12 protein-coding genes are annotated in these 12,448 nt (G+C 46.8%); 7 read left to right on the top strand and 5 right to left on the bottom strand.

The genetic code is table 11. The annotated features are described in order from the left end of the window. Positions 1-2 precede the first annotated feature (2 nt). The 3 genes from HY877_08885 to HY877_08875 are packed head-to-tail and all read left to right on the top strand — an operon-like array spanning position 3 to position 2,703. Complete coding sequence (locus HY877_08885; GenBank protein ID MBI5300385.1) at positions 3-935, top strand: SurA N-terminal domain-containing protein; 933 nt, start codon at positions 3-5, stop codon at positions 933-935. Beyond that, positions 932-2,323 carry an HD domain-containing protein gene (locus tag HY877_08880; GenBank protein ID MBI5300384.1) on the top strand — a complete coding sequence of 464 codons (1,392 nt, stop codon included), beginning with the start codon at positions 932-934 and terminating at the stop codon, positions 2,321-2,323. The genes HY877_08885 and HY877_08880 overlap by 4 nt, the downstream gene beginning before the upstream one ends. Continuing rightward, positions 2,320-2,703, top strand: coding sequence for a hypothetical protein (locus HY877_08875; GenBank protein ID MBI5300383.1), 384 nt, complete (start codon positions 2,320-2,322; stop codon positions 2,701-2,703). Before HY877_08880 ends, HY877_08875 begins: the two co-directional genes overlap by 4 nt. Positions 2,704-2,812: 109 nt before the next feature. On the opposite strand, the gene truB is transcribed toward HY877_08875, so the two are convergent. Genes truB through HY877_08850 form a run of 5 tightly spaced genes read right to left on the bottom strand, consistent with a single transcriptional unit; the run spans position 2,813 to position 8,749 of the window. After that, on the bottom strand, positions 2,813-3,442 hold the full coding sequence (truB, locus tag HY877_08870) for a tRNA pseudouridine(55) synthase TruB (protein MBI5300382.1): 630 nt from the start codon (positions 3,440-3,442) through the stop codon (positions 2,813-2,815). Positions 3,443-3,489: 47 nt separating this feature from the next. Then, positions 3,490-4,536, bottom strand: coding sequence for a DHH family phosphoesterase (locus HY877_08865; GenBank protein ID MBI5300381.1), 1,047 nt, complete (start codon positions 4,534-4,536; stop codon positions 3,490-3,492). Positions 4,537-4,553: 17 nt separating this feature from the next. Then, a complete protein-coding gene (gene infB, locus HY877_08860) occupies positions 4,554-6,863 on the bottom strand; it encodes a translation initiation factor IF-2 (GenBank protein ID MBI5300380.1) in 2,310 nt (769 codons plus the stop codon). 3 nt (positions 6,864-6,866) lie between these two features. After that, positions 6,867-8,285, bottom strand: coding sequence for a transcription termination/antitermination protein NusA (gene nusA, locus HY877_08855; GenBank protein MBI5300379.1), 1,419 nt, complete (start codon positions 8,283-8,285; stop codon positions 6,867-6,869). Then, a complete protein-coding gene (locus HY877_08850; GenBank protein ID MBI5300378.1) occupies positions 8,258-8,749 on the bottom strand; it encodes a ribosome maturation factor RimP in 492 nt (163 codons plus the stop codon). The genes nusA and HY877_08850 overlap by 28 nt, the downstream gene beginning before the upstream one ends. A 382-nt stretch (positions 8,750-9,131) precedes the next feature. On the opposite strand from HY877_08850, the gene HY877_08845 reads away from it, so the two are divergent. The 4 genes from HY877_08845 (at position 9,132) to HY877_08830 (ending at position 12,299) form a co-directional block, all read left to right on the top strand. Beyond that, on the top strand, positions 9,132-9,923 hold the full coding sequence (locus HY877_08845) for a hypothetical protein (protein ID MBI5300377.1): 792 nt from the start codon (positions 9,132-9,134) through the stop codon (positions 9,921-9,923). A gap of 1 nt (position 9,924) precedes the next feature. Continuing rightward, positions 9,925-11,130: an amidohydrolase family protein gene (locus HY877_08840; protein MBI5300376.1), complete on the top strand. Its 1,206-nt coding sequence runs from the start codon at positions 9,925-9,927 to the stop codon at positions 11,128-11,130. A gap of 69 nt (positions 11,131-11,199) precedes the next feature. Next, a complete protein-coding gene (locus HY877_08835; GenBank protein MBI5300375.1) occupies positions 11,200-12,087 on the top strand; it encodes a DNA integrity scanning protein DisA nucleotide-binding domain protein in 888 nt (295 codons plus the stop codon). Beyond that, the gene (locus tag HY877_08830) at positions 12,084-12,299 is read left to right on the top strand and encodes a hypothetical protein (GenBank protein MBI5300374.1); all 216 of its coding nucleotides are present in this window, start codon (positions 12,084-12,086) and stop codon (positions 12,297-12,299) included. Before HY877_08835 ends, HY877_08830 begins: the two co-directional genes overlap by 4 nt. The last annotated feature ends 149 nt before the right edge of the window (positions 12,300-12,448 follow it).

The raw sequence follows: 12,448 nt of genomic DNA, 5'->3' as shown, positions 1-12,448 counted from the left end.
TCATGCGAAAACATGCAGGGTGGGGATTGAAAGTGGTTTTGAGCATTATCATTGTCACGTTTGTTTTCTTTTTTGGTTTCAATAAAGTCAACGAACAAAACCTCGACTCGGTGGCTCTTGTTGTGGGTGCTCAAAGCGTTCCACTTTCCCAATTTCGTTTTTTTTATGAAAACCAATACGAAAAATTACAGGAACAATTCAAAGGGGGAGAAATCCCTGACTTTCTTACAAAAAGCATCAAACAGTCAGTCCAGCAACAACTCGTTACCTCCAGCCTTATCGAACAATTTTCTACCCAACTTGGATTTAAAGTAACCGACCGTGAGTTGGCCAATTTTATTTCCTCTGAAAAAGATTTTGATCCGGTCAGTTATAAAAACTACATCAACAATTTTTATTACCGATACGGTTTTGCCTACGAAAACATGGTCCGCAACGATCTGCTTGTCAAAAAATTCCAAGAGTGGGCTCAAAACACAGAAAAAATTTCTGAGCCGCCTCTTCAACCAACATGGACTTTTGAAACCATCACCATCACAGACGCGGGGAAAAAAGAAATTGCCGAATCCGTTCAGGAAACGTGGTTTAAGGGAAATGAAGCCACCCCTCTTCTGAAAAAAGAAAAATTAAAAACAGAAAAAGTTGGCCCACTCGGATTAAAAGACCGGAAGAAAATTTTCGGGGGCGCGTTAACGGTGGAGGAGTATGCCACCCTCCTTTCCCTTAAAAAACCAAAGTCGGGAATTGCAAAACCCTTTGTTAAGGAAAACAAATGGATGGCGGTGCGCCTCGTCGAGCAGAAAAATCCGGAAACCAAATCACCACAAAATAACGGCCCATCCTATTTGCCCCAATTACGTCTTGTTGATTACTGGTTCCGTGATTTTGCAGATAAAACTCCCGTTCAATCTTTGGTTAAATCTGAAGGCCTGTGACAAAATCGTCTTTAAAATTTTTGGAACCCCTCTGGCAAGCGGGAGGGGAAATTTATGAAGTGGGCGGAACCGTTCGGGGTGCGCTTCTTAAAATTCCTCACAAGGACAGAGATCTGCTCGTTCGAAAAATTTCGATGGAGACGTTGAAGAATCTTCTAACTCCTTACGGCAAAGTTGCTTTTGTGGGAAAATCTTTTGGAGTCCTGAAATTCACACCCCATGCGGAATCAGAAATCGTTTACGATATCGCCCTTCCACGAAAAGAAATTTCAACCGGAGTGGGACACCGCGACTTTGAAGTTGCCTTTGATCCAAATCTTTCCATTGAAGAAGATTTGGGAAGACGTGATTTTACGATTAACGCCATGGCTCTCAACATAAAAACTGAACAGATTATTGACCCTTTCAACGGACGAAAAGATTTGGAAAACAAAACGCTCCGCATTGTTTTTGACATGGCCTTCGAGGAAGATCCGTTGCGGCTGATTCGCGCCGTTCAGTTTGCCGCCCGATTGGGTCTGACAATCGAACCCAAAACATGGAAGGCCATGAAAACCAGTGTCCCTTTGATCGCCACCGTTTCCGCCGAACGAATTGTCGAAGAGATTAAAAAACTTTTTTCTGCCCCTGTCCCTTCTGTTGGTTTTGAAATCATGCGGGAGGTGGGATTACTACGATATCTCTTTCCGGAAGTAGACGCACTGGTTGGAATTGAGCAGGACAAACGCCCGGGAGATGATGTTTACAAACACACAATGCGTGTTTTGGATGCCACTAGAGCAGATGAATATCTGGAAAATCCCGGAGATTTGGAACTCATGTTTTCAGCCCTTTTCCACGATGTGGGAAAAACGCCGACCAGAAAATATGATGATGCAAAAGACCGCATTGTTTTCTACGGACATCAACTTGTTTCGCGGCGTATTGTTCACAAATGGATGCAGAGGATGAAAGTAACCACGCTTGGAATCAATCCAAAAAATGTGGAGACCCTTGTTCTGCATCACATGTTTGAAACAAAATCGTATTTCACCGATAAGGCGATCCGCCGTTTTGTCCACAAAATCGGTGAACCTCTAATTTATAAATTACTCGATTTGCGACTCGCCGATAACCGCGGAGGCAAACATCCTCGCTCTGTCAAAGGGGTTGCGAATATGCGCCAGCGCGTGCGCACGGAGTTGGCAAAAAAACCGCCGTTTGGTCCCGGCGATCTCGCAATCACGGGACATGATTTGATTGCAGGCGGCATTCCTCCCGGACCCGGAATGGGAAAAATTCTCAAACAATTGGTTGAACGGGTGCTCGATGATCCAACCTTAAACACAAAAGAACAATTGCAGGCGCTGGCAAAAGAAATTATGCATAACTTGGAGGAGAAAAAATGAAGAAAAAAACCCCGCGCACCAAAAAACATAAGAAGCATAAAAGCGAGCAAAGCGAGCGAGAGGAGGAGGCTCCGCCGGCTTTGCCGGTGGAGGGGGCGACGCGAGCCCCTGTAAAAGATTGGGAGATGAAAGATTTTGTCGCATCGGTAGATGAAGTCATGCAAAAACAGGAAAAAGAAAATCCGGCCATCAAGCAAGTGCATGCCCGCCTTTCACCGGAATGGAATCGCGTCAGCGAAAAAATCGGGCGTTTGCTGACATTAACCGATGAAGCGGCGCTTGAAAGACTCCGCGAAGAGATTGTTGCCGAAGGTGAAATGGGAACGCGCGTACTGGTCGACCTACTTCTCACCATCAAAAATCAGGCGAGGAGTTCTTAAAAGTCTGTCGGAGTAATCCATTTTCTTGTCATCCCTGCGAAGGCAGGGATCCAGAAATTGTTATAAAGACTGGATTCCCGCCTTCGCGGGAATGACAATTGTTAGCGCATCACCATTCAATCTTGATTGCATCCTCTACCCCAAACGGTTCGGAGCGTAAACGTCGCAAGGCGGTGACGTGGGCACCGCAGGCGAGTTTTTGTCCGATGTCGTGTGCGATGGAGCGGACGTAGGTTCCCGAAGAACAACGCGCCCTTAATGTCACAAAGGGCAGAACATGATGAATTATTTCCAGAGCATAAACTGTTATTTTGCGAGGTTCCGGTTTCACTTCTTTTCCTTCTCTGGCCAGTTTGTAAAAAGGTTTTCCATTTTTTTTGAGGGCCGAATATGCCGGAGGCGTTTGCAAAATTTCGCCGCGAAATTCCTGCAACATGCTTTGAATTTGTTCCACTGCATCGCTTGGCATCGGGGATTCCTGAACGACCTTCCCTTCAGAATCATACGTGTCGGTCGCAACACCTAGACGAATTGTAAATTCGTATTCTTTTTCTTTTCCCATGAAAACACTTTGAAGTTTGGTGGCGCCGTCAATCAATAAAATCAAAACACCGCTGGCCAGAGGATCAAGCGTTCCCGCGTGTCCCACTTTTTTCACTCCAAGTTGGTGTTTGAAATATTGGCAAATATCGTGAGAAGTGGGCCCAGAGGGTTTGTCGACAACAAGAATGCCGTTCATAAAAAATTAAAAACCAAAAATTAGAAACCAAAGACACATATCAAAAATCAAAATTTTTTATTTTTTAGTTTTTTACGCACCTCTGTCTCAATCTGCTTCTTGGCGCTGGTTAAATCACAGCGGAGAATACACCCTGCAGCATGTACGTGTCCGCCACCACCGAAACTTTTGGCGACTTTGGAGACATCGACTCTGAGTTTGGAACGAAGACTCACCTTGATGCGCAAATCTTCCATCTCCCGAAAAAGAGCGGAGACTTCCACGCCTTTAATGGAGCGCGGGTAATTCGCAAAATCTTCCGAGAGATCGTCTCCGGCGCCTGATTCTTTGAGCATCGACTGCGTTACATCCATCGACGCATATTCTCCGTTCATGCCGACAAAAAGTGACCGGAGGGCCAGCCCCAGCAAAACATAGCGCTCCGACGGGTTTGATTCTTCAAGATTTCGCGCCGCGAGCCACGGGTCTGCACCGTAACGGAGCAACTCGCCTGCCATCTTAAAAACATCGGCCGTTGTATTGGAATAGCGAAAAGAACCGGTGTCCACGGTGAGAGTGCAATAAACCAGATTGGCGATATCTTTATTTTTATGAAGCTTCAGCGTTTTCAAAAGTTTCCAGATTACACAACCGGTTGACGCCGCTTTCGGATCGATCCAGTCAACATCTCCAACTTTGTAATCGAGCAGATGATGGTCGAGACACAATAATTTTCCCAAACGCTTTGCTTCGAGCGCTTTCGCAAAGTCGTCACTCACGCGTTTGGGCTGGGCGCAATCAACAATGAATGTGTAATCAAAAGAGATATTGGGAAGCGTTTGTGTGATGGAGGAACTCGCGGGCAGATATTTCAGGTTATAGGGAACCCTGTCCCGGTTATACATCACCACTTTTTTCTCTAATTTTTTTAAGGAAAGTCCCAGAGCCAAAGTGGAACCAAGCGCATCCCCGTCGGGATGATAATGACTGACAACAAGAAACCGGCGGCCGGTCTTGATGGCGGAAAGGACCGTGGAAAGCGGACCATGGACCACGGACCATGGACTATGGACAAGGGACTTACTACCTTTTTTGTTTTTTGGTCTATGGTCCATTGTCCGCGGTCCATGGTCTATAGCAGTTTTTGCGCCGTTTCTTCCATAATGAAAGCTTCCAAAACATCCCCTTCTTTGATGTCGTTGAAATTTTCAATCGCGATACCGCAATCCATGCCGGCAGTGACTTCGCGGGCATCGTCTTTAAAGCGTTTCAAAGAGGCGGGTTTACCCTGATAAATAATCTGGCCATCCCGGATGAGACGGAGCTGACAATTTCTGCGGATGATCCCGTCGCTCACCATGCAACCGGCGATGGTACCGACCTTGGTAATTTTGAAAACCTGTTTGACATTGGCACGTCCCAAAAATTTCTCGGTGATTTTAGGTGCAAGCAATCCTTCCATCGCGTTTTTGATGTCATCCATCACTTCGTAAATGATGTTGTGAAGACGGATTTCAATGCCTTCCTGTTCTGCCAACGCCCTCGCCTTTCCTTCGGGCGCCACGTTGAAACCAATAATAACCGCTCTGGAAGCGCGGGCCAACATGACATCGTTTTCTGTAATGCCGCCAATGCCCGAGTGAAGCGTCTTCACGGTGACCTGATTATTGCTCATGCCGGTCAGTGCTTCGGTGAGAGCTTCCACCGAACCCGCGACGTCTCCCTTGATAACCAAGGGAAGTTCGTGCGTTTCGCCTTTGGAAATTTGTTCCTGCAAAGATTCAAGTGAAAATTTGGCTGATTTCGATAATTCAGAAGAACGTTTTTTTGCCTGGCGTGTTTCAACAATGCGTTTGGCGTCTCGTTCGTCTTCCACCACAAACAATTCTTCTCCCGCTTCCGGCACCGCATTCAAACCGATGAGTCCCACCGGTTTGGAAGGACCCGCTTTTTCAACAGAAGAACCATCCGCCTGCAACATGGCACGCGCGCGTCCGTAGGTGAGACCCGCCACCACAAAATCTCCCACATTTAATATCCCCGATTGAATCAAGGCTGTAGCCACAGGGCCGCGTCCTTTATCCAACCGCGCTTCAATCACAACGCCCTTCGCTCTTCCGCTGACATTGGCTTTCAGTTCTTTTACTTCGGCGGTCAACAAAATCATTTCGAGCAAATGATCCAAACCCTGTCCCGTTTTTGCAGAGGTGGGAACGCAAACAATATCTCCACCCCAATCTTCCGCCACCAAACCGTGTTCAGTTAGTTGACGTTTTACTTTTTCCGGATCGGCCTGAGGTTTGTCGATTTTATTAATCGCCACGATGATGGAAACATTGGCCGCCTTGGCGTGATTGATGGCTTCAATGGTTTGCGGCATCAAGCCGTCATCGGCCGCCACAACGAGCACCACAATATCGGTGACCTGCGCTCCACGCGCGCGCATCTGCGTAAAGGCTTGATGGCCGGGTGTATCAATAAATGTGATCGTGCGATAAATCGCACGATCATCCTGAGCAGAGCGAAGGATCTCCTCGGAGATCCCTCGGTCCTTTGGACCTCGGGATGACGGTTGCGTTTCCGCAACCGTCACTTCATAAGCGCCGATGTGTTGCGTGATTCCGCCCGCTTCTTTTTCCGTGACTTTGGTTTTGCGAATTGCATCCAGCAGAGAAGTTTTGCCATGGTCAACATGCCCCATCACGGTAACAACCGGTGCACGCCATTGCATATCCGTATCTTCCGTTTCTTTTGCCGTGGCTTTCAAAACCTCTTCTTCCTTGAACGCGGTGTGCAGAACCTCAAATCCATAATCGGTGGCAAGCAGAGTAGCGGTATCGACATCCAGATTTTGGTTGGTGGTTGCCATCATTCCCAACCCCATCAATTTTTTGATCAACTCGGACGATTTGATTCCCATTGACTGGGAAAGTTCTGAAATGGTGATGGCATTTTGAATGCGAATCACCTTCTTAGCTACATTTGTTTCGGTAATTTGGGTCTGCTTGAATTCACGGCGAATCGGTTTTTTACGACGACCGCTTCCAACATGGGTCGGTTCAAAGACGCGCTCAACTGAGGGCGCAAAAGTTTTTTCGGCAGGTTCCGTCTCTTCTTCACTTCCCAAAGTTTGTTGAGCGAATTGTTTTAATCCACCGGCGCGTTGAATATCTTCCAGTTCGAGTTCCGCTTTTGATTTCTTTTTCTTGGCCGCTTTCTTCGCCTTCTCTTCCTTTTCTTTTGCGGTCAAATGAATAATGGGAGGGGCGACCTCTGTTTCAATAAACACCGGCGCGGCGGGTTTTTCTGGTTTTGACGGTTGTGATAGAGCTTCCGCTTTCACAGGAACAGGCGGCTTCGCTACCGGCTCTTCCTTGGCCCGCCTGCGAATGACCGTCGGTTTGATGCGTTGTTCAACAATCGGTTTTTTATCAGAGTCCATAGTTTACGATATTTTATGATGCTCTTCTGTTACGGCAACGGGTGTTTCAACCGGCGTCTCAGATGTTTTGGATTCTTCTTTTTTATCAAACAAATTGCCGGAAAAAAGCGTGGCCATCATCTGTTCCGTCGTTGTTCCATCCTGCACCGCTTTTTGAGCGACGGCTTGAATTTCTTTTAGACGTTCTTCGCCAACACCGGGAACCACTTTGAAAGTTTCCCAATCTGCCTTGGCAATGTCTTCAAAATAGCGAAAACCGTGAGCGTATAAAATGATAGCGGTGCTATCATCGAGTCCCAGTACTTTTGTGAGTACTCCTTTGCAACGGGTGGCCAGTTCTTCCACTTTGGTTTCACTGAAGACGTCGATATTCCAACCGGTCAACTGAGCGGCCAAGCGGACGTTCTGTCCTTTGCGACCGATGGCCAAAGACAACTGATCGTCCGGAACCACCACATCCATCGAACGTTCTCTTTCTTTGATAATCACTTTGACCACTTCAGCGGGAGCAATGGCATTGCAAACAAAACGGGCCGGATCTTCATCCCACGTCACAATATCTATTTTCTCACCTCTTAATTCCTGAACGACACTCTGAACGCGGGAACCTTTCATGCCCACGCAAGCTCCCACGGGATCCACATCCGAATCTTTTGAATAAACACCAATCTTGGCTCGCACACCCGGTTCTCTCGCCACATTTTTAATGGTGACAGTGCCATCGGCCACTTCGGGGACTTCCATTTCGAAAAGTTTGCGCACCAGATTGGGATGACGTCTTGAAAGAACCAACATGGAAGCACGATGCGGATTGATCTCCACAAAATAGGCCTGCACACGATCCCCAATTTTATAAAGTTCCGCCGGGACCTGTTCACTGCGCGGAACGCTGGCTTCGGTGCGTCCCAGATCGATCACCAAATCGCCTTTTTCATAACGGCGCACAACACCCGTGACCAATTCTCCGACACGGTCTTTGTATTCATTATAAATAAGATCACGTTCCGCTTCTCTGACCTTTTGGATGATAACCTGTTTTGCGGCTTGAGCGGCGATGCGCCCAAACTCGGAAGGATCCATTTTCACACCCAAACTGTCTCCAACCTGAGCTTCGGGATCCAGTTCATATCCTTCTGCTACGCTCATTTGTGTGTTGTGGTCTTCCACTTTCTCTGCGACGGTTTTAAATTGAAAAAGTTCGATTTCGCCATTTTCCTGATTGTAATGGGCTTCGAGTTCTCCCAAGTGTCCCCATTTTTTGCGCGCGGCACTTAGAAAAGCCGATTCAATGGCTTCTGTCAGTTTTTCTTTCGGAATATTTTTGTCTCTTGAAATTTGATCCAGAACTCGGTCGAGTTCCTGAAACATTTTATTTTTTGGTTGGGGTTTTGTTTTTACTTTCGTTTTTGCTTTTGTTGCCATAATTCTTCACTCCTTATCTTCGCTTTTTTCAGCGACTCGAACGGGATCTGCCACTCCTGTTCTCCCTCTTGGAGAACAATCTGATTGTTACGCAAACCTTTCAAAATTCCTGAAAAATGATGTCGGTCTCCCAATTTTTCATTCGTATCCAGTTTGACAAAACTTCCTGCAAACCGTTCAAAATCTTTGGGTCGTCTTAAAGGACGGTCTATTCCCGGGGAAGAAACCTCCAAAAAATATTTTTGGGGGATGATATCTTCCACATCCAAAACCGGTTCCAGAGCCCGTGAGACGGTCTCGCAATCATCTATCGTGACGCCTTTTCCTTCGCGGTCGATATACAACCGCAAAATCCAACGCCCCTGATCGAGAATAAACTCCCTTTCAATGAGCTCCAAACCCAGACTCTCCACAACCGGATTCACAATCTTTTCAACATTTTCTAAAAGAGCGGCTATATCCATTTTATAGGGGCTCGCGTCGCCCCCTCCAACGGCAAAGCCGTTGGAGCCTCCCCCTCACGTTCGCTTTGCTCACTTTAATCATATTTAAATTCATAACCATATGTGAATGATGGGTGGCAGGCGAATGCTTGTCAGCCCGATCTTTCGGGAGGGCGTGCAAGCATTTGGACAAGGCCCAGCGAGCTGGGCCGCGTAGCAAATCCAAAGGATTTGCGGAGTTAAATGCCAGGACCCATCCTTCACATATAACAATCTCTTTTCAAAAAAAAAGTGGGCTAAAGGCCCACTTTCAGTTCATTAGAAAGCTGGAGCGGAACTAACATAACACTTGGATCATAGCAAGGGGTTTGATAGGGGGAACACGGACTATGGACTATGGACTATGGACCACGGACCATGGACAAGGGACCAAATACTTTTTAGTCCATTGTCCATTGTCCATTGTCCTTTCCCTATGCGCTTAGGTACCGTTTCATATTCCAACGTTATCCCGCTCATACACGGTCTCCCGTGTGATATTTTTAAGGCCCCGCCTTCGCAACTGGCCAAATTGTCCGGTCCCGATGACATTATTATGTCTCCGGTTGTAACTGCCTTTCTCGACCCTGACTGGTATTTAATAGAGGGGGTTGGAATTGGAAGCTTTGGCGCCGTCGATACCGTGAAGCTTTTTTTTAGAAATAAACGTACAACCATTCAAAATATAAAAACAATTTACATCGATTCCGATTCACTCACTTCTTTAAACCTTCTCAAAATTCTGTTTCAAAATCGTTTCGAAAGAAACCTCAATTCTATCCGATTTACAAGCAATCCAAAGGAAACAACCGAAGGGGCTTTACTGATTGGGGATAAAGTTTGGAAGGAAAATCCCGATCAACCCTTTCTTGATTTAGGCGAGGCTTGGACCGAATGGACAAAACTCCCATTTGTTTTTGCTTGTTGGATGACGAAAAATCCAACCATCGGGAAAAAATGGAAACCGTTCCTCATTGAAACAGCAAAATCCAATTTGCAAAATCTGGAAAAAATTTCTCAAGAAACCCATCTACTAAAATACTGGAAAAAACTTTATTACGATTTGGGAGAGCCGCAAAAAAGAGCTATCGCTCTTTTTCAAAGATATTGTGTTGGATTAACCGGCATCCCTCTCTCAGAATTGCGATGGATATAATATGCTTCTCAAAGCCCCCATTATTGTGACGATGGAAGGTCCTCCTTTGAAGGACCATGCAATTCTCGTGGAGGGGGAGAAGATCACCGCGATTCTTCCTTACGCCCAAGCGCCTTCAAATAGGGAATGTCTTGAACTTCCGCACATGGTACTTCTGCCGGGTCTCGTGAATGCCCATTGTCATCTGGAACTTTCACAATTGCCGGAGCCGCTCCCTTATCCCGGATCGTTTGTGCTCTGGATTGACCAATTAACCCGTCTGAAATTGCAACAAACTCCCGAACAAGTGGAGGCCGCGATCAAAAGCGGAATTCAGCAACTCCTTGATGGCGGCACCACCACCGTTGCCGATCATTTAAGCCCGGGCACTTCTTTGCAACCGCTTTTGGAATCCCCTTTGGAAGGGACTTGTTATCTGGAAGTTTTAGGCGTGGAGGAACAGAGGGCGCTTCATTTTTATCAGCAAGCCATGGAAAAGCAAAAAGCAAAAAGCAAAAAGCAAAAATATAAACCAAAATTTAAAATCACGCCGACACCTCATGCAACCTATTCTCTTTTGCCGGAGGTTTTTGCAAAACTTGTTTCACAACCGCCGCCCTTGTCGATTCACATCGCCGAAAGTGCCGAGGAGTTTTTACTGTTTAAAGAAGCGTCGGGACCTCTTGCGGAATTTTTGGAGCTCAAGGGGAAATTACCGGCGACGATCTGTGAAACACCGCTTCAATATTTGAAACGTCTTTCTTTATTGCCCCGCAAAGGAATGGCGATTCACGCGAATTATCTGGAAGACGAGGATGTCGCTCTTTTGCAAAACGCGGAGATGTGTGTTGTGCACTGCCCGGGAAGTCACGACTACTTTGAACATGGCCGTTTCCCGATGGGACTTTCGGAAGATGGTAAAATGAATATCGCATTGGGGACAGACAGTTTGGCCAGCAATGAAAGCTTAAGCATGCTGAGACAAATGCAATTGGCTCTCGATCACTATGCCGAACTAACTCCCGATCTTGCCATCAAAATGGCCACCCGCAATGGAGCCAAAGCCCTGCTTAGGGAAAATGAAATCGGAACACTCAAAGAAGGAAAACTAGCCAACATCATCGGCGTCCCGTTTCGTTTTCCAAAAAGAAATATCTACGAAAATATTCTGCTGAACGACAAAGTGCAGTTCTCAATGATCCGAGGTCAAGTAATCCGCGGCTTGTGAATTTCAGCTATCACGCATATGGGTTAAGAAATATGGACTTGGATAAAAAAATAAGTTAATTGTGAATTTGTGAAACCGGCGAATGTGTTGATGATTAAAACGGCGTTTCAATTGGCCGCCAAAGTGCAAGCCAAAGCCGTGATGATTTATGCCGATGTGCTGGAAGATCTGGATTTCAAGGGGCGCTTCAGCAAAAAACTTGATCTTTTCTTGTTGAGCCGAAAGAAAAAACTGGAAACCAACGGCGATGCTGAAGCCTCGTTGCAAAAACATTGCAAGGCTCTTATCTCACTCCCAAAAATTCACTTAAGCCGTATAAGTCTCATCAAATTGGCGGCCACTACGGCCCTTTCGCTTGACTATCTTACTCCCGGGGACAAGGTGGTTTGTGTCGTTGGTTCCCCCGATCTCGGATTTTTGGATCATCTTCAACTTCTCGACACCGCCAAGGAATCGGAAATTGTGATGAGTAAAGGAATTGCTACCATCGCCAACAGTGTACAACCGGAAGTCTTTCAAGCGGTCCTCCACTTGAGTTTGGAACTCGCGGAAAAAGGGCGTGAAGGAAAACCGGTCGGTACCATTTTTGTCGTGGGAGATACGGAAAAAGTCATGCCGCTCGTCAAACAGATGATTATCAATCCTTTCAAGGGATATGATGAAGAAGAACGCAACGTCCTCTCACCCCAACTCAAAGAAACAATCCGCGAATTTGCCGCCATGGACGGCGCTTTTGTCATCAGCGGTGAAGGAATTATTTTAACCGCGGGTTGCTACTTGGGCGCCGCCGGTGGGGAAGAAAATTTGCCGCGGGGTTTGGGATCAAGACATCAGGCAGGCGCCGGAATTACGACCTTGACCAGCGCGGTGGCTTTTGTTATCTCCGAATCCTCGGGCGATGTCCGTATTTTCAAAGACGGAAAAATCATAACTCAGATCGAGAAAACAGGACGATGAAACCAGAAACAACAGAACAAAAATTCGACAACCGTACTCGCGAACGTGCCTTGCGCGACGGAACTCTCAGCAAACAGGAACTTCAGGCTTTTCTCAAATCCCTTCCGGATGAGAGCTCAAAAACCTGCGAAATTCCTGTTTTTGAAGAACCCGCCGCCGAAGTCACCGCTTCCGATGACACCCAAAGTGACGAACCGACTTTCTCCGCCTAACACCGGATTAATAAGGGTCACCCAGAAACCATGATAACAGGGAACCTTCGCAAACTGCCCAGATGCTAGGCGCCCGCAGACCCGCAACCGGAACGTACATGAAAGTACGTGAGGATTGCGGGTTTGTGGGCAACAACGCAGATGGGCAG

It is taken from the genome of Deltaproteobacteria bacterium, assembly GCA_016213065.1.
GTDB lineage: Bacteria > UBA10199 > UBA10199 > SPLOWO2-01-44-7 > SPLOWO2-01-44-7 > JACRBV01.
The sequence above is the reverse complement of the archived record's forward strand: the minus strand, read 5'-3'. Positions and strand labels throughout refer to the sequence as shown.